We start from the raw sequence: 17,605 nt of genomic DNA, 5'->3' as shown, positions 1-17,605 counted from the left end.
GACAAAACGGCCGGCCATTATACCGGCACGTGCGCGGAAATCTCAGCGGCGCGTTCGGCACAGCCGGGCAAACCATCCACGGCGCGCGGGCGCCTCCTCACCCTCCGGCGCGTCGGTCCAGTAGGGGGCGAGAAGCCGCCGTACCTGGGTAGCATAGTCGCGCACCAGATCCTCCCGCGCGAACTGGTGGAACCCCTCCGCCGCCACCACCCCGGGGGGCAGGGTAAAGGTGCGCGCCACGTCCAGCGCATGGGAGACCCCGTAGTAGTTGTTTTCCGCCAACTGACTGACGTAACACTCGATCGCCGCGCGCTTTTCGGCCATCACCGCGGAGATGTCGATCAACCGGTTGATCGGCCCCTGCACCGTGATCTCGTAGGCCGCCGCCAGCGGCCGCACCCGCCGCTCCCGGCGTAGCGCCTCCCACACCAGCCGGGAGGCGGCGCGATGATCCACGTGGGGCTCCATCGGCGAGGGGAAGAAGACCTGGGCGGGCTGCCGTTCGCCGATCAGCGCCACCACCCGCTCCTGCAACGCCTCACTGGGCACCAACCCACGATCGGGCTGGTCCCAGAACAGCAGCTCCCCCCCCCCCAGTGCCGCCAGCGCCGCCCGCGCCTCGGCTTTGCGCCTGGCGCACAACGCCTCCCGGTCGCCGCTGCCACCGAGGGCGCCGTCGGTCAGAATCACCACGGCCACCTCGATCCCGGCGCGGGCGGCCAGCGCCAGGGTGCCGCCGAGGCCGAAGGTCTCGTCGTCGGCGTGGGGGGCGAACAGCAGCCACGGGCCCGGCGGCAGCTCGCTGGTCGCGTAGGGGAGGAGGTGGCGCTCTTCGATCATCGGATGGACTCCATCGAGGAAATGCATTCCTTCCGCGGCAACAGTTCACCCCATCAAGAAGCTCAACCGCGGATCAACGCAGATTTCCGCGGATTGGGCCGAGGGCCCATCTGCGGAAATCTGCGGTTCAATCAACAAGGCGAGCCGTTACCTTCCGCGTCCCTGTGACCATCATCGGCGGCGGGCGACGATCAGTTTGAAATCGCAGCCGAGGACCCCCTCGGCCATCAACCTGCGCTCCTCGGCGAAGAGTTCGCCGATGATCCGGTTGTGCGCCGGGTTCCCCTCGTCGAAGTGGTTGACGATCTCGCCGCCGAGCACCAGGGCCAACAGGCTCCCCCCCAGTTCGTGGACCACCAGCGGTTCGAAGCGCCGCGCAAGCTGCGCCTCGATCTCGCTGGAGCGCACCGCCTCCGACGGGTCCATGGCGATCATCTCCTCCGGCGTGGCGCGGGACGCCCGGTAGCGCCCCCCTTGGGGCAGGGTGCGCAGTGCCTCCGGAACCCGCTCGTCGAGGAACCGGTTGGCCGCCTCCAGTTGGGCGTCGCTCCACTGGCAGCGGGAGGGACCGACGAAATCGACCACCACCAGCAGCCCCGCCGGCCGGAGACAGCGCCACATCCCCTCCACCACCGTCTCCAGCGCCTCGATGTGATGGAGCGCCGCCTTGACGACGACCGCGTCGTAGCCCTCCTCACCGAAATCGCCGGCGTTGACGTCACCCACCTCGAAATGCAGCCGTCCGGCGAGCCCCCCTTGCACCCGTTGGCGGGCGAGTTCGATTCGCCCCGCAGCCAAATCGATGCCGGTGACCTGGCCACAGACCTCCGCCTCCACCAATTGCTGCTCGAAGGCGCCGTCGCCGCAGCAGAGACTCAGTGCACGACCCTGCTGCAATCGGGGGAACGCTTCACGCAGATAGCGGAAGAGGTTGCGCGTCTCGTCGCCGAAGCGTTCCCGCTGGAGCAGCGCCAGCACGGTGGGGTGATCGGCCCAATCGACCCAGCGCCGGCCCGAGGCGTGCTGACGCGCCTGCCACTCGTCCCAGTAGCCGGCCACCCGCGCCGGCTCCTGCGGCTCGGCAGCCGCCGGAGCAGCGGGAGCCCACCGCGATCGGAGCCAGCGCAACAGGGCCAAGGGATCGCTCGCCATGGGATCAGTCGGGGTAGCGCATCTTCTTGGCGATGGCCACTGCACTGCACTCGCAGTAGGTGGCGGTGGCGCAGGGGAAGTAGGTGGGTTGGCACGGCTCGAAGCGGCGCTCCTTGAGATTGCCGCACGCCTTGCGCTCCTCCACGTGGGGGCACCCCTCGACGCTACCGTCGTTCCAGATGTGGAAGAACTCGCTGCCCGCCGGGCAGAGCACGTGGGAGTGGCGGGCGAACAGCTTGGCAAAATCCTCCTGGTGGACCCGGGCGGTCATCTCGCCGAACTGCTCGGCGAGGCGGGCGATCTGCGCCTCGTCCGCCTCGCTGAAGGCGCTGTTGACGTCGCGGATCATCACCAGCGGGCGCCCGGTGGGGCGGAAGATCCGCTCCTCGTAGAAGGCGAGCGCCTCCTCCCAGCGATCGCGCTCGACCGGGGTGAGGACGAAGCCCATCAGTATATCCTCGGCGCCCATCCGCTCGATCACCAGGCGGGCATTCTTCTCCCAGGCACCCAGCGCCTTCTTGGCCAGCAGCTCGGTGTAGTGGAGCGTCAGGTTGACGTACTCGATCTTCGCCAGCTTCTCCGCGGGGAGTTCGGGGAGCTCCTGGATGATCATCCCGTTGACGTCCAGCACCACCCCCACGTCGTGGTCGAGCAGCCGCTCGAGCAGCCGCTCCGGCTTGCGGTAGCCGGCGAAGAAGTCCCCCCGTCCGGAGAAGCCGAAGAGCGCCGAACGCCCCTCGATCTCGCCGAGCAGAAAGGCCAGATCGTCGTAATTCAGCGACGGCTGGTGTTTGACGATGGGATTGACGATGCAGTAGTGGCAATCCAGCGGACAGTGCCCGGAGGAGGAGACGAAGAAGGCGTAGTCGTAGACCTTGTCCAGTTTCATGGCCGGGAGTAGACCTCGAGGTAGCGGGCGACGATCTGGTCATCGGAGGGCCAGTGTCCGCCGAGCAGCCGTTCCGGATGTGGCGGGAACGCGTGGGGGGATGGGGCGTCCAGAAACGCCCGCAGAGCATACCACAGCTCCCGCTCCGCCAACGGCACCAGCCGGGCGGCCCCGCCGATCACCTCCGGCACCGCGTCGACCGCGGTGCAGATCGTCGGCGTGCCGGCGAGCACCGCCTCCACGTTGGCCAGCCCGAAGGACTCGGTGGTGGAGGGGCTGACGTAGAGGTCGGCGGCCGCCAGGTAGAGGCCAATGTCGTCGGTCAGCGCAAACAGCGGCGGCCGCGCCAGCCCGGCCTCGCGGGCGCACCGTTCGAGGGGCTCGCGATCGCCCTCCCCCACCAACACCAGTTGCAGCGGCCGGTCGGCGGAGAGCTGCGCCCGCTCGCCTTTCTCACCCACCGCGGAAGAAGACTGGTGGGAAAAGCGCGCCAGGGCGTCGATGAGCCGCTCGAAGCCCTTCATCGGCACCAGCATGCCGACGCCGAGCACCACCCGCCAATCGGCATCCCAGCCGAGGCGGCGGCGCGCCTCCTCCCGGTCGTAGAGGTTGATCCGCGGCAGGGGATGGGGAATGGCGCGCCAGCGCGGCGGGGGCGCGGTGAAGCCGAGATCCTCGGCGATGCGCCGCCCCCCGCTCTCAGTGGGGGTCACCACCCAGGCGGCGCGGCCGAGCACCCGCCGCTCGACCACCCGGAACAGCCAGTGGGCGAAGCGCCCCAGGGGGACCACGTGGCGGTGCACCGCCTCGGCGGTGCAGCGGAAACTGTGCATCGTCACCCCCCAGCGCGGCGCCTGCCGACGACCGGCCACGGCGAGCCACGCCCCCAGGGCGATGAAGGCGTTGTGGCAGTGGAGGTGGGTGTAGCCCTCGCGCCGCGCCCGCTGCGCCGCCCGCCGGCCCACCGCCATCGCCACCGCCACCACCTCGGCGAGGCTGCCGAGCGGCGCGCCGAACCGCCGCGCCACCAGGGCGCGCAAGCGGTCGATGCGCCGCCGGTCCCGCGCCTCCAGCACCTCGCGGGTGACGTAGTCCACTTCGCAGCCCTGCCGGGTCAGCCCTTCGGCCAGCGCGGCGATGCTCTTGCCCAGTCCGAAGCGCCGGTCCCCCACCGCCTCCTGGGTCACCATCAGGATCCTCATCACGGCACCGACGGAGGCCGCTCCGGCAGGCTCGCCACCTCCCACAGGCCGAGGGACTTGTCCGCATAGATCCCCCCCTCGCCGAGGTAGCCCTCGTCGATCACCTCCAGGGGCGGCGGGAAGCGGTAGGGGGGGCGGGTGAGGTTGAGCGGGCGCCAGATGCCGGTGGGGATGTCGCCGTTGTCGCGTCCCTCGTCGGTGAAGGTGGTGGTGAGCAGGTAGCGGGCGCCGCTGCGCTTGATGTTGGCCAGCGCGTCCCACACCTGCCCCTCCGCGAGGTGGACCAGCAGGTCGCGGCAGAGGATCAGGTCCACCGAAGGCAGCGGGTCGCGGGTCAGGTCGAGCACCGCGAAATGGTGGCGGGGGCCGCCGTAGTGCCGGCGGTTGGAGTCGATCAGCGGCGCCACCACGTCGGCCCCGTAGTAATGCTCCAAGGTGAGGTCCATCTCCTTGAACCAGTGGAAGTCACCGCACGGGACGTCCAGCACCGAGCGCACCGCCAAACGCTCGAGCAGAGGAGGAAGCGCGGCGCGGATGGCTGCGGTGTTGGCGAGGTTGGAGCCGGTGCCCGAACGGGACTCCCCGTCGCCCCACAGATTTTCATCGTAGATCAGGCGGAAGCGCGCACCGGGACCGAGCAGGCGTAGCGCCAAGCGATTGCGCCACTCGGCACAGCCGGCCCGCGCCGGCCCCTCCGGGAGGAGCCGGCACAACGCGGAGAGAAGGCGGAAAAGGGTCAGCACCCGCGCCACCTCAATGGAAATCGGTGTCGCCGGAGGTCAGCCACCAGCGCCCCTCCGCCACCTCGGGGGGAGGGCCGGCGCTCCACACGTTGGCCGGCACGTAGACGTCGATCTCCTCCTGCGTGCCGCCGGGGCCGAGCCGCTCGGCGAACGGCGCGGTAATCCAGCAGAAGAGGTCCTGCGCCCCCGCTTCGGCCGCCAACCGGCGGGCGTGGAAGACCAGCAGCGGCATCCGCGCCAGCGGCGCCACCAGATCCAGCAGCTCCATGCTCTCGCCCACCCGGCGCAGCACCACGATGCCGAGGGGCCGGCCGGTGAGCCGGCCGGAAACCAGCCACAGGGTGTAGTCGTGGTCCGGGTGGGAGACGTAGCGGTAGCGCAGCTGGGCGGCATCGCGCACGCCGACGATCGCCTCGCTCAAGTCCCGCCGCATCGCCGCCCACAGCCCGGCGACGCAGCGCTCGAAGCCCGCCCCGTGCGGATCGAGGGCACGCACCCGCGAACCCAGCCGGGGGCGGGCGTGCAGCGCCGGCCAGCGCACCGCGATCACCTTGCCCACCTCGGCATACAACCCCAGCCGCCGGGCGAGGACCAGGTGGCGCCGGCTGGGGAAGCCGAAGCCGAGCAGGTAGGGGTTGCCGTAACCGATGTACTCCTCCAGGAAGGTGGCGGTGGAGAGGAAGAACGGCCCCTTGCGGGTGAGGATCCCGCGCTGCTCCGGGGAGACCATCACGTCGCCGATCTGCACCACGCGGGCCGGTTCGCCGCGCAGCAGCACTTCGCGCCCCATGCCGCCGTAGTGGGCCACCAGCCGCCCGTCGGCCCACACCCCGGTGGCCGCCGCCCCGGCCAGCCCGCCCCGGTACTTCCAACGCCAGAAGTCCGCGGACATCTCGCTGCCGAACACCTCGCGGAACAGCTCGCGCACGGCGGGCGCATCCGCCTCGCCGATGCGGGTCACCCGCCAGGTCGGGGTGCGCTGCTTGTCGAAACGGAGCAGCCGGTAGGCGCGGCGTCCTTGGGCATAGGCCTCGCGCCGCGTCAGGCAGGCCGCCCGGAAACGCTCCGTCCGATCATCGGGCGGGAGCCCCTCCAGGGCGGAGAGCTGACGTTCCAGGTAGGCGACGACATCGTCGGAAAACTCCGCCTCGCCGCCCGGCGCGAATCCGCAGCGCTCGGCGGCCGCCTGGAGCTGAGCGAGGAGGTGGAGCGCCCCCCCCTCCTCGGCGTCGCGGAACCGCTCCACTTCATCGAGGATCACTACCCGTCCGCCCGGATCGAGCAGCCGCTCGGCGCGGTCGAACAGCCGCAGGATATCCACGTGACGGGCCGCATCGTGCAGGAGGACGGCGAGGAAATGGCCACGCGTCTCCTCGAATGTCTCGTACCCGCCGCGGCGCAGTTGCCCGGCGGCCAACCCCTCGACGAGCGGGGACTCCACCCCCTCGGGGACGAGCCAGACCACCTCGTGGCCACGGCGGGTCAACGGCGCCAGCCAGCCGGCGCCCTCGATCCCCACCAGCAGGATACGGGCCGGGGGCGGCGGCAGCGCGGCGAACAGCGCCTCGGAGACGGCATCGCCGACCCGCCCGGAGATCTCCCCCGCCTCCGCCAGGAGGGCGGCGGGAAGATTCCCCGCCAGCACCTGCAAAGCGACCGATGAATCGAACGCAAAGGCGAGAGAGGATTGGGCGGTGGCGGAGTCGGTCATGGTCTCATCACGGTCGAGGGGGCAGGTCGGTTGGGCCGCGCGGGTCACGACCAGTGGTGGGGCAGGATCACCATCCCCTGTTCCAGGCCCTCCTGGGTCACCTCGAGGTGGGCGGCGCCGATCACGTAGTCATACAGGTGGATCGCCTCCTCGCACAGCAGATAGGCCTCGATGGAGTAGCGCCCCTTGAGCAGCGGCAGGTGGGGATAGACCACGGTGGCCTCCCCGTTCCCCTGCGCGTCGCGCGTCACCTCGACCCCATCGCTCAACGTCCCCGCGCTGGTGACCGCGCGCCCGTCCTCGGTCTTCAAGCCGAAGCCGACGGTCGGCGTCGGCAGGGCCGGGTCGGAGGAGAAGGCGACCCGCACGGTGAGCTCGCTGACACCGCTGCGCACCGCCAGGTCACGGCCACGGGCGCCGTCCACCGACACCTCCACCCTGCTGATCGCCGCGACCCGCCCTTCGTGGGAGGGCTTGCGCGTCACCCCCGGCACCGGGGCCTGCGACGCCGCCCCCTCCAGGGAGCCGGAGTAGGCGGCGATCACCCGCCCCGGTTCGCCGTCGGCGACCACCGCGCCGTGCTCCAGCCAGATCACCCGATCGCAGATCGCCTCCACCTGATAGAGCGAATGGGAGCAGAACAGGATGGTCTTTCCCGCCCGGCGAAACGCCATGATGCGGTCGAAGGACTTGCGGGCGAAGGCGCCGTCGCCCACCGACAGCGCCTCGTCGACGATCAGGATATCGGGCTCGACCGCGGTGGCCACGGCGAAGGCGAGCCGCATGAACATCCCCGAGGAGTAGGTCTTCACCGGCTGGTCGATGAACTCGCCGATGCCGGAGAACTCGACGATCCCGGGGAAGAGGCGGTCCATCGCCGCCCGCGAAAGGCCCGCCAGGGCGCCGCTGAGGTAGACGTTCTCCCGCCCGCTCACCTCCGGGTGGAAACCGGCCCCGAGTTCCAGCAGGGCCGAGACCCGCCCGTTCACCGCCACCGTCCCGGAGGACGGCGCCAGGGTGCCGGTCACCAGTTTGAGCAGCGTGCTCTTGCCGGCGCCGTTGTTGCCCACCACCCCGACCACCTCGCCGTGGGAGACCTCCAGGTCGATCGGCCGCAGGGCGTAGATGTCGTGGTGGCGCGGGCGCCCGGTCAGCACCTCGCGCAAGCGGTCCATCGGGTTGTGGTAGAGGCGGTACTGCTTGCTCACGCCGGCGAGGTGGATGACGGTCACAGCGCCTCCCGCATGTGCGGCATGGCGCGCCGGTAGAGCACCCAGGCGGGGGCGAGCAGCAGCAGCCAGTAGATCAGCGGCCGAAGCAATTGGCCTTCGCCCCAGGGCGCCCCCTGCACCGCCCCGTGGATCAGCGCCATCAGGTCGGCAAAGGGGTTGAAGGCGAGCAGCCAGCGCGCGGACTCACTGAGCACCTGGGGGGAGTAGAGGATCGGCGTGAGGTAGAGAATAATGGTCAGCACGAAGGGGAAGAGCTGGCGCACGTCGCGCAGGAACAGCCCGACCACCGCCAGCAGATAGCTCAGCGGGATCAGCCAGATCAGCAGCACCAGCACCACCAGCAGCGCCGCGGGGAGCGCCGCCACGCCGACCAGGAAGCCCACGGTCCCGGCGTAGATCACGCCGTAGATGCTGCCGGCGAGCAGCAGCGGCACCAGCGGCAGGATCTCCAGGGGGAACGGGGTGCGGCGATACAGCGCGGACATCGAATCGAGCACCAGCAACGAACGCTGCATCACCTCCGAAAGCAGCAGCCAGGGGAGCATCCCCACCAGGAAGTAGTCGAGGAAGGGGGCCTTTCCGGGCAACTTGACCCGCAGCACGACGTCGAGCAGGAACCAGAAGCCGACCACCTGCAGGGCCGGCTGCAGCAGCATCCAGAGGGTGCCGAACAGCGTGCCCGAGGTCTGACCGGTCATCTCGCGACGCACCAGCATGGTGATCAGGGCACGGTGGGTCGCCAGCGCCCGAGACGGGCCGACCAACCCGCCGACGCTGTTCACCAGATACTTGCGAAAAAATCCGAGCATCGACAAAACCCAGAAATCATAAAATAATCAAACAGATAAAACACGAAAAAGGGCGCCTACTCTACACCATCCGAACGCCCCTTGCCAGTCGTCGACCGAGTCCCATCGGCGGCGGTCTCCTCCCCCTCCGCGACCACCACCACCCGCTCGGGCAGCGTGCCGAAAGGGCGCACCTGGAGCACCTTCGGCGGATGCTCGAAGCCCTGAGCCTGGACGATCTCCTGGTAGCCGTAGCCGACCGCCGGCTCTCCCTCCTTCGGCACCGCGCTCACCGCGACGGTGTAGAAGTTGCCGGTGGCGAACTGCAGCCACGGCAACAGTTCAGGGAGCACCGTGACGTCGACCAGATCGGTGAGGTCGACCCGGCTCTTGAGGTCCGCCTCGGCGCGCGCCTCGAGGATCTTGCCGAGGGTCTCCTCGTCCATTCCCGGCAGCAGCGCCAGCGCCTCGCGGGAGGCGACGTTGGGGTTGACCCCGCTGTTACCGCCGTAGATGGTGAACACCGCGTTGAGGTCGATCCCCTCCAGCACCTCGTCGAACCCCTTGATCAGCCGCAACTCCTCCACCGACTCCAGGCGGCCGTTGCGCGGCCGGTAGGGGGGATCGAGTTTCTCGTAGTACTTCTCCTCGGCACCGTTCACCCGCTCCAGGTCGTCGCCGTCGATCCAGTCCTGCCAGGCATCGAGCAGCGCCTCCACCTGGTCGTCGTCGTCGACCCGGGTGCGCAGCAGCTCCTCCATCCGCGCCCGGCTGAGGTTGTTGAGGTTGATCTTGCCGGCGTGGTCCCAGACCCGCACCTCGACCCCCTCGGGCAGCGGGAAGGCGGTGGTCAACGGCTGGCCGTTGAAGCGGTTGGCCGCGATGCGCCGCTCGCTCAGCGGCCCCTGATCCTTCAGCGGCTCGGGCATGCGGACGAGCATCAGCTCCATCTCGGCGCGATGCACGGCGTCGAGGGTGGCGGCCCAGCGCCCCACGGCTTCCCGGTTGTGGAAGGCGGCCTTGGCGGTGAGCCGCGCCTCGGAGGCCATCACCGCGGCGAACACCGCCGCGGTGGCGATGAACCACAGCACCAGCACCAGCACCATGCCGCGCTGACGTCCACCCGCGAGGAGGGGCCACCGGCTCACTGCTTGGTCACCTTGGGACGAACACTGCTGTGTTCATAGGCGGCGATCGGCGCCACCACCTCGAGCGGCGCGCGCCCCTCCTCCAGGGGCTCCAGCACCACCCGCACCGCCCGCGGCAACACCAGGTTCTCCTCCGCCGACCACTCCTCGACCCACTCGCGCTTCTCCTCGTCGTCGGGGTCCACCTCCAGATACTGGAAATGGGCGCGGTACCCCGGCACCAGCAGCTGCCCGTCGGCCTCGTCCAGCCGCTCGGCGGGCGATTCCGTAAACGCCGGAACGATCCGCAGCCAGACCCCCTTGTCCGCGGAGTCGGCCCCCTCCGGCAACTCGCCGTTCACCCGCCAGGCGGTGAATCCGGCGTGCTGGTCGGGCGACAGGGTGGAGACCCAGGAGAGTCCGTCGGCGTCCCCCTCGAAATAGAGCAGCGGCTGGTTCTTCTCCTCGTCGCGGTAGAAGAAGGGGAGCGCCCCTTCCAGGGCCCGCTCCAGTTGGAGCAGCCCGAGGGAGAGGTCGAGCCGGTCATCGAGGCGACCGCGGGAAGAGGTCCAGTCCCGGCCGAGCTGATGCAGGGCCGCCGACAGCAGCCCCATCAGCAGCACCGAAAGGGTCAGCGCCACCAGCAGCTCCAGCAGGGTGAAGCCCCGCTGAGGACCCTGCAGGCTCACTGGGCGGTCTCCAGCTTCTTCCAGCGGGTCGTCTCCTGGAGCGGCTCGCCGCGGTCGTTGACCACCGTGAAGCGTTCCAGGGCGTAGAGGATCTCCTTGGTCTGGCGCTCCGGCGGCGGCACCAGCTCGCCGACCTCCATCTTCGCCCGCCACGCCTCCCGCTCCGGCTCCTCGGGATATTCGGGCTTCTCCTCCACCTGGGCGGCGTTCAGCGCCGCGCGCTGGAAGAGCGCCTTCGCCAGGGCGTCGCCGGAGGCGAAGGAGAGCCGCTTGCTGCCGCCGAGCAAGCCGAACAGCGCCCCCACCGCGAGCCCGGTGATGGCCAGGGCGACCAGCACCTCCAGCAGGGTGAAACCGCGGGCGCGGCGACGGCTCACCCCTCCTCCCCCGGCAGCTTGGCGCGCACCCGTCCGGTGACGGCATCGATGCGGATGGTGGCGGTGCGGGTGCCCAGTTTCAGGGCGAGTTCCCCGCCGCTGCTCCCCCCCTCGGGGAAGAAGGTGACCTTGAAGGGCGCATCCTTGCCCTCGGGCACCTTCCCCTCCAGCACGCTGAGGGAGACCCCGCGGCTGACCCAATGGCCCTCACCCGGATCGGTGACCCCCCCGGGCTGCAACACCGCCTCGGCGGGATAGCCCTGGATGATCGCCGAGCGACGGGCGTAGTTGAGCGCCGCCACCGCCTCGCGCACCTGGGCGCGGAACAGCGACCCCTCGCTGCTGCCGATGCGCGGCGCCACCAGGGCGGCGAGCATGCCGACGATGGCCATCACGACGAGCAACTCGAGCAGGGTGAAGCCGCTGACGCGGGTGCGCGGTAGGTGGCGCGCGGTGAATGGTGAACGGTGAATGGTGAACGGTGAGCGGTGAGTGATGAGCGGTGAGCGGTCGTCGAAGGGACTTGGATCCAACATGGTATTTACCGGGCGCGCGCCCAAGGCGGGCACCGCCCACAACCGTTCACCGCTCACCAGTATCACCAGTTGGTGATGTCGGCGTCGTCGCCTTCGCCACCCTCGTTACCGTCGGAACCCATGGAATAGAGGTCGTAGTCGTTGTTGTGACGGCCCGGACGGCGATACTGGTAGGCGTTCTTCCAGGGATCGACCGGGACCCCCTTTTTCAGGTAGGGGCCGGACCAGAGATTGCTGCCGCCGGGGTTGGTCGTCAGCGCTTCGAGGCTGTCGGGGTAGCGGCCGACGTCAAGGCGGTAGGTGTCGAGGGCAGACTCGATCATCTTGATCTGGGCGGACGCCGCGTCGCGCTGGGAGCCGGCGAACTTGCTGAACAGCTTGGGGCCGACCAGGGCGGCGAGCATGCCGATGATCGCCATCACGATCAGCAGCTCGATGAGGGTGAAGCCCGCGCTGCGGGTCTTTCCGGTGTAGGGCGCCATGTTACCTCCGTTTGTGGATATTTTTGGCGTCGCGAGTGGCCGGCCATTCTACTGAACGGCCGGCCACCGGTGCAAAGGGCTCGCGAAAGAGCATTGGACCCACGGGGTTCGGATCAGTTCCAACCGAGGCCATCGATGCCGTGATCGTTGAGCAACCTGGCGGCCTCCTTCAGACGACGGTAGATGCGCCCCATCGCCTCGGAGTTGTCTTCGCGGGGATTGATCAGCTGCGGGACGATGATCAGCGCCAGCTCGGTACGCTCGGTGCTCTTGCTGTCGTTGGAGAACAGGCTGCCGATACCGGGCAGGTCCTTCAGCCCCGCCAGGCCGGCATTCTCGTCCGTGTGCTTGTCCTGGATGATCCCGCCGAGGATCAGCGCCGCACCGTCGCGCACCACCGCCGAGGTCTGCACCTCACGGTTGGTGAAGTAGGGCAGGCCGAGGGAGGTGGCGTCCTTGCCCACCTGGGAGATCTCCTGGTGGACATCCAGGTTGATGATGCCGTCCTCGCTGATGTGCGGGGTGACGGTAAGGATGATGCCGGTATCGCGGTACTGGACATCGTTGTAGAGCGTGGAGGAGGAGGTGGCGGTGGTATCCGAGGAGGTGATCCGCGTCAGCACCGGCTCCTCCGAACCCACCTTGATCACCGCCTCCTGGTTGTCGCGCACCAGGATCGAGGGGCGCGACAACACGCGCGTGGCGGTCTTGCTGTCGAGGTAGTTGAGCAGCAGATTGAGGCGATTGCCCAACTGGTTGAACACCAACCCGGCCCCGGTGCCGTCACCGACCGCGCTGGCGACACCGAAATTGGTCGACAACTTGGTACGCCCGGTGCCGTTGAGCAACTCCCATTCGATACCGAAGCGGTTGGTGTTGTCCAGGGTCACCTCGGCGATGACCACGTTGATCATCACCTCCCGGGAGGGCAGGTCGAGCTCCGCGATGGTCTCCAGCAGTTGCTTGTAGTCCCGCGGCAGGGCGCGCACCAGCAGGCTGTTGGTGTCCTCGTCGGCGACGATGCTCACCTGCAGCGAGGCGGAGGCGGAGACCGCGGTGGGGGCGGCCGGCGCCGGCTCGGCGGCCTGTTGCGCCACCTGCTGGGCGGCTTCGGCCAGATTCTTCGGCGGCGCCTTGCCCTGCTCCTCGGCGGCCGGCTCCTTGACGATCTTCGGCTCCGGCACCGCCGCCGCCACGGCCGCCTTTGCCGTATCCTCCTTGTTCTTGAACACCTCGCTGAGGGTCGAGGCGAGCGCCTTCGCCTCCAGGTTCTTCACCTTGTAGATGAAGACCCGCTCCCCCCCCTCGCCCTCGCCGGAATCGAGGATGCGGATCCAGCGATCGATCTCGGCAAAGCCGCGGTTGGGGGGCGAAACCACCAGCACCGCGTTGATGCGATCGAGGGAGACGATCTGGAAGCTGCTGGTCGCCCCCTCCACCGCGGTGATGATGCCGGTGAGATCCTTCACCACGTCGGCCGCCTTGGCGTACTTCAGCGGATAGAGATGAAGACCGCGTCGGGCGAAGGGATCGGCGTCGATCAGCTTGAGCATCTGATTGACCCGCTCCAGCCGCTCGGGGGCGTCGAAGATGGCGAGCATATTGAGGTTGGGCAAGGTGACGATGTAGCCGCCACCGGGCTCGACCATCGGCTTGAGCACCGCCAGGGCAGCCTCGATGGTGGCGTGGCGCAGCGGCGTGACCTGCAGCACCACCGCTCCGTTGGCGCTGTCGAAGCTGCCCGCCGGGCCGATCTCCATGGGGATGATCGGATTCTGCTTCTTGGCGTAGTAGACCTCGCCACGCTTCTCCAGGTTGACCGAGGCGCTGGTCATCAGCAGCCGCAGCAGCGGCCACAGGTCCGCGTGGTGAAGCGGCCGGTCGGGGGCGGTGCGCAGGGTAACGGTGTCGGCGATCGACGGGTCGATGACCAGCGAGATGCCCAGCGCGTCGGCGATCTCCTCCATCACCGCGCGCAGCTCCACTTGGTCGTAGTCGAGCTGCACCACGTCGTCCTGGGGCGAAACACTGATCGGCGGCGCCACCTCGGAGGTGGTCGGCATCGGCGGCAGGGTGCCCAACTGGGTAATCTCGGGAACCTCCTTCTTCTTCGTCGGCGCCTCATCCGGCACGACCACCTGCTCGACCGGTGCCTTCGCCCGGTTTCCACCGGGCGCCACCAATTCGTCCACCATCCCCAACGAATCGTCGACGGGCGTCGCCGCGGGCTCCGGCGGGTTCATCGCGCACGCCTGGAGCATCAACGCACCCAGCGCCACCATCGCACCTCGCTTACCGGGAATGTTCCACTGCATAGGTATCTGCCTTCTCCACGCCGCAACCCGTTCGGCCGGCGCTATAGATTCACGTCATTGATACTGAAGACCGCCGACAGCATGGCGATCACGATCCCGCCGACGAAGATGCCGAGCAGCAGGATCAGAAAGGGTTCGAGGAACGCCACCAGGCGCATCATCTGCTGCTTGACCTGGGCGTCGAAGGTTTCGGCCAGCTTGTCGAGCACCTGGGCGGTGCGCCCGGACTCCTCGCCGACGATCACCAGTTGCGAGAGCAGTTGGGGGAAGATGGCCGCCGCGCCGAGCGCCTGGCCGAGGCTCTTGCCGCCGCGCACCTGCTCCTCGATCTGCCGCATGGCGACAATAAGTTGCTGATTGTCCATGACCCCACGGGTGATGTGAAGCCCCTTCAGCATGGGGATGCCGGCCCCCAGCAACGCCCCAAGGGTGCGGCAGAAGCGCCCCGCCTCCGCCTCCAGCAGCAACTGGCCCATCAGCGGCAGGGAGAGCAGCAGGCGGTCGCGCCGCTCGCGCCCCTCCGGCGTGGAACCGAAGCGCCGCCAGCCGAACCAGGCGCCGAAGGGGATCAACGGCAACGTCCATCCCCAGTAGACCAGCCAGTCGCTCAAGGCGAGCAGGAAGGCCGCCGAGGGGGGCACGCCGGTACCGCTGTCCTCGAACAGGGAGGCGAACTGGGGCACCACGAAGACCAGCAGCAGGATCACCGAGAGGATGCCGACGACGAACAGGATCGCCGGGTAGATCAGCGAGGAGACGATATGGCGCCGGGTCTCGTCGGCCTCGGCGAGGAAGCGCTCCAGCTTCGGCAGCAACCGGTCGAGGATGCCGCCCTCCTCGCCGGCGCGCACCAGGTTGACGTAGATGTTGGAGAACACCTTGGGGTGGGCCTGCATCGCCTGGGCGAGGCTCTTGCCCCCCTTCACGTCGCGCCGCAGGTCGGCGATCAGCTGGTTCACCGCCGGTTTCTCGGTGAGCCCTTCGAGCAGGCCGAGGGCCCGATCGAGCGGCACCCGGGTCTCCACCATGGTGGTCAAGCCGCTGGTGAAGTCGATCAGGTCGCGGTTGGTCACCCCGCCGCGGCTGAACAGCTCGCCGCCCCCGCCGCCGCCGGCCTCCACCTTTACCGGGGTGAGGCCGCGCCGACGCAGCAGTGCCACCACCTCGTGCTCGTTCTCGCCCGCCACCTCCCCCTTCTGCTCGGTGCCGGCGGCGTCGAAGGCCACATACCGAAACTGCTGCGTCGCCATGGACTATCCCACCGCCGGTGAAGAAGAAGAGGGTCCGCAAATGAACGCGAATGAACGCGGATAAGAGAAGCACTCCATCGACTGATTCAATCTGCGTTCCGACCATCGGCGGCGCGCGCGCCACGCAGGGCGGGGTGTGTGATGGCGAACAAACGCGGGCACACGAAAAGCGTTCCCCGCTTTTCTCTTCCATTCGCGTTCATTTGCGTTCATTTGCGGACAACTCTTCCTCTTCACGCCTGCCGGGTGACGCGGACGATCTCTTCGGGTGTGGTGAGGCCGGCGCGCAGCTTCTCCAGGGCGTCGGCGCGCAGGGTGGTCATCCCCTCCTTCAGCGCCTCGCCGCGAATCACGTTGGCGTCGGCGCCGGCGGCGATCTGATGGCGCACCTGATCGGAGAGGGTCAACAACTCGTAGATGCCGAGACGGCCGCGGTAACCGCTGCCGCCGCAGCGCTCGCAGCCGCTGCCGCGCCGATAATGGGTGATGTCGCCGGGGACCAGCCCCAGGGCCGCGGCCTCGTCGTCGCCCAGGGGCTGTTCGACGGCGCAGCTCGGGCAGACCTGGCGGACCAGCCGCTGGGCCAGCACGGCGAGCACCGAGGAGCTGATCAGGTAGCTGTCGATGCCCATGTCCTGGAGGCGCACCAGGGCGCCGGCGGCATCGTTGGTGTGCAGGGTGGAAAGCACCAGGTGGCCGGTGAGCGCCGATTCGATGGCGATCTCGGCGGTCTCCCGGTCGCGGATCTCGCCGACCATCACGATGTCCGGATCCTGGCGCAGGATCGAGCGCAGGCCGGCGGCGAAGGAGAGGCCGATCTTGGCGTTGACGTGGATCTGGGTCACCCCCTGGAGCTGGTACTCCACCGGGTCCTCGACGGTGATGATCTTCTGCTGCCCGTCGCGGATCTTCTCCAGGGTGGCGTAGAGGGTGGTGGTCTTGCCGCTACCGGTGGGGCCGGTGACCAGAAGCATGCCGTGGGGCTGGCGGATGGCGCGGCGGAAGGGCGCCAGCACCTCCTCCGGCATGCCCAGCTTCTCCAGACTGACGTGGACGTCGCCGCGATCAAGGATACGCAGCACGATCGATTCACCATGGACCCCCGGCAGGGTGGAGACGCGCATATCGAGCTGGCGTCCGCCCATGGCGTACTGGATGCGGCCGTCCTGGGGCAGCCGCTTCTCGCCGATGTCGAGCTTGGCCATCAGCTTGAGCCGCGAGGAGACCGCCGGCGTGACGTGGGCCGGCAGGGTCTCCAGCCGGCTCATCACCCCGTCGACGCGCACCCGCACGCCCATCTCGTCCTCCTCCGGCTCGAAGTGGACGTCGCTCGCCTTCAGGTCGAGGGCCCGCTCCAGCAGGTGGTTGACCAAGCGGATCACCGGCGCGTCGGAGGCCAGGTCCTTCAGGTACTCCTCGTCGTACTCGCTGCCGTCGGGCCCCTCGCCGGCCTCCATCTCAGGGGCGAGACGGGCGCGCCACGCCTTGACCAGCCGCTCGATCGCCTCCTCCTCGGCGGGCTGGAAGCGCACCTCGCGCCCCAGCACCAGGCGCACCCGGGCGCGCGCCTCGATCGACGGCGGCTCGGAGAACAGCAGCACCGGCTCCTCGGGGAACGACTCCACCGGGGCCATCCCATTCTCCGCCAGCAGGTGGGAGAAAACCGACAGCGTCAATCCGCTCATCGCCGCGCCTCCTCTTCCCGATCCCCCTCCGGCCGGTGGGCGAAACCCACCAGCTTGACGCTCCCCTCCACCTGATCGCCGCGTGCGCGAACGTCGATGCTCACCACCTTGAAGCGGTTGACCGAGCCGGTGAGCGCCTTCACGTATTCGTAGAGCCGCCGCCCGGCGATGGAGAAGTGGACCGTCTGGGTCACCAGCAGCCACTCGCCGGAGGCGTTGAACTCCGGCAGCTCGAACGACTTCACCGTCGCCCCGACGCCGGCGCTCAGCTCACGCAGCACGCCGATCATCCGCGCACCGATCAGGTCGGCGGTACCGCCGCCGATCAGCGACGCCTCCACCTCGTCGGCGATCACGCTCTCCTCGCGGTGGCGCTGCTGCCACTGCTCCTGGGTCTCCAGCAGCCGCTCATAGCGGTGGATCTTATGGCGCAGGTCCTGCACCTCGTCGTTGTGGCCATGCAGGTAGCCCCACACCCCCGGCAACAGCTCGAAGGGGATCGCGTAGAGCAGGATCATCCCTGCGAAGAGCTGGAGCAGGCGCTTCTCGCGGGAGCTCATCGCGTCCCTCCCGACGCCCGGCGGACG

At 68.9% G+C, this 17,605-nt stretch carries 17 protein-coding genes; all 17 read right to left on the bottom strand.

The window, feature by feature from the left end; genetic code table 11:
• Positions 1-42: 42 nt before the first annotated feature.
• Complete coding sequence (locus ACYQ2W_RS08860) at positions 43-840, bottom strand: PIG-L deacetylase family protein (RefSeq protein WP_459865396.1); 798 nt, start codon at positions 838-840, stop codon at positions 43-45.
• A gap of 171 nt (positions 841-1,011) precedes the next feature.
• On the bottom strand, positions 1,012-1,992 hold the full coding sequence (locus tag ACYQ2W_RS08855; protein WP_459865394.1) for a class I SAM-dependent methyltransferase: 981 nt from the start codon (positions 1,990-1,992) through the stop codon (positions 1,012-1,014).
• A gap of 4 nt (positions 1,993-1,996) precedes the next feature.
• Positions 1,997-2,881, bottom strand: coding sequence for a hypothetical protein (locus ACYQ2W_RS08850; RefSeq protein ID WP_459865392.1), 885 nt, complete (start codon positions 2,879-2,881; stop codon positions 1,997-1,999).
• Complete coding sequence (locus ACYQ2W_RS08845; RefSeq protein WP_459865390.1) at positions 2,878-4,083, bottom strand: glycosyltransferase; 1,206 nt, start codon at positions 4,081-4,083, stop codon at positions 2,878-2,880. The genes ACYQ2W_RS08850 and ACYQ2W_RS08845 overlap by 4 nt, the downstream gene beginning before the upstream one ends.
• Positions 4,083-4,826, bottom strand: coding sequence for a class I SAM-dependent methyltransferase (locus ACYQ2W_RS08840; RefSeq protein ID WP_459865388.1), 744 nt, complete (start codon positions 4,824-4,826; stop codon positions 4,083-4,085). The genes ACYQ2W_RS08845 and ACYQ2W_RS08840 overlap by 1 nt, the downstream gene beginning before the upstream one ends.
• Before the next feature lie 10 nt (positions 4,827-4,836).
• Positions 4,837-6,537 carry a GNAT family N-acetyltransferase gene (locus tag ACYQ2W_RS08835; protein WP_459865386.1) on the bottom strand — a complete coding sequence of 567 codons (1,701 nt, stop codon included), beginning with the start codon at positions 6,535-6,537 and terminating at the stop codon, positions 4,837-4,839.
• A 44-nt stretch (positions 6,538-6,581) separates the two neighbouring features.
• Complete coding sequence (locus ACYQ2W_RS08830; RefSeq protein ID WP_459865384.1) at positions 6,582-7,769, bottom strand: ABC transporter ATP-binding protein; 1,188 nt, start codon at positions 7,767-7,769, stop codon at positions 6,582-6,584.
• Complete coding sequence (locus ACYQ2W_RS08825) at positions 7,766-8,578, bottom strand: ABC transporter permease (RefSeq protein WP_459865382.1); 813 nt, start codon at positions 8,576-8,578, stop codon at positions 7,766-7,768. Before ACYQ2W_RS08825 ends, ACYQ2W_RS08830 begins: the two co-directional genes overlap by 4 nt.
• A 56-nt stretch (positions 8,579-8,634) precedes the next feature.
• Positions 8,635-9,705 (bottom strand): type II secretion system minor pseudopilin, encoded by a 1,071-nt coding sequence (locus ACYQ2W_RS08820; RefSeq protein ID WP_459865380.1) that lies wholly within the window; start codon positions 9,703-9,705, stop codon positions 8,635-8,637.
• The gene (locus tag ACYQ2W_RS08815; RefSeq protein WP_459865378.1) at positions 9,702-10,373 is read right to left on the bottom strand and encodes a prepilin-type N-terminal cleavage/methylation domain-containing protein; all 672 of its coding nucleotides are present in this window, start codon (positions 10,371-10,373) and stop codon (positions 9,702-9,704) included. Before ACYQ2W_RS08815 ends, ACYQ2W_RS08820 begins: the two co-directional genes overlap by 4 nt.
• Positions 10,370-10,750: a type II secretion system protein gene (locus ACYQ2W_RS08810; RefSeq protein WP_459865376.1), complete on the bottom strand. Its 381-nt coding sequence runs from the start codon at positions 10,748-10,750 to the stop codon at positions 10,370-10,372. The genes ACYQ2W_RS08815 and ACYQ2W_RS08810 overlap by 4 nt, the downstream gene beginning before the upstream one ends.
• Positions 10,747-11,286 carry a prepilin-type N-terminal cleavage/methylation domain-containing protein gene (locus ACYQ2W_RS08805; RefSeq protein ID WP_459865374.1) on the bottom strand — a complete coding sequence of 180 codons (540 nt, stop codon included), beginning with the start codon at positions 11,284-11,286 and terminating at the stop codon, positions 10,747-10,749. The genes ACYQ2W_RS08810 and ACYQ2W_RS08805 overlap by 4 nt, the downstream gene beginning before the upstream one ends.
• 62 nt (positions 11,287-11,348) lie before the next feature.
• Positions 11,349-11,768: a type II secretion system major pseudopilin GspG gene (gene gspG, locus ACYQ2W_RS08800; protein ID WP_459865372.1), complete on the bottom strand. Its 420-nt coding sequence runs from the start codon at positions 11,766-11,768 to the stop codon at positions 11,349-11,351.
• A 113-nt stretch (positions 11,769-11,881) separates the two neighbouring features.
• Positions 11,882-14,050, bottom strand: coding sequence for a type II secretion system secretin GspD (gene gspD, locus ACYQ2W_RS08795; protein ID WP_459865370.1), 2,169 nt, complete (start codon positions 14,048-14,050; stop codon positions 11,882-11,884).
• Between the two features lie 74 nt (positions 14,051-14,124).
• Positions 14,125-15,333 carry a type II secretion system F family protein gene (locus ACYQ2W_RS08790; protein ID WP_459865368.1) on the bottom strand — a complete coding sequence of 403 codons (1,209 nt, stop codon included), beginning with the start codon at positions 15,331-15,333 and terminating at the stop codon, positions 14,125-14,127.
• A gap of 233 nt (positions 15,334-15,566) precedes the next feature.
• Positions 15,567-17,018 (bottom strand): GspE/PulE family protein, encoded by a 1,452-nt coding sequence (locus tag ACYQ2W_RS08785; RefSeq protein ID WP_459865366.1) that lies wholly within the window; start codon positions 17,016-17,018, stop codon positions 15,567-15,569.
• Entirely contained in the window at positions 17,015-17,578 is a 564-nt protein-coding gene (locus ACYQ2W_RS08780; RefSeq protein ID WP_459865364.1) for a hypothetical protein, read from the bottom strand. Before ACYQ2W_RS08780 ends, ACYQ2W_RS08785 begins: the two co-directional genes overlap by 4 nt.
• Positions 17,579-17,605: the final 27 nt, after the last annotated feature.

It is taken from the genome of Endothiovibrio diazotrophicus, assembly GCF_054657215.1.
This window is presented reverse-complemented; position numbering and strand designations above follow the sequence as displayed.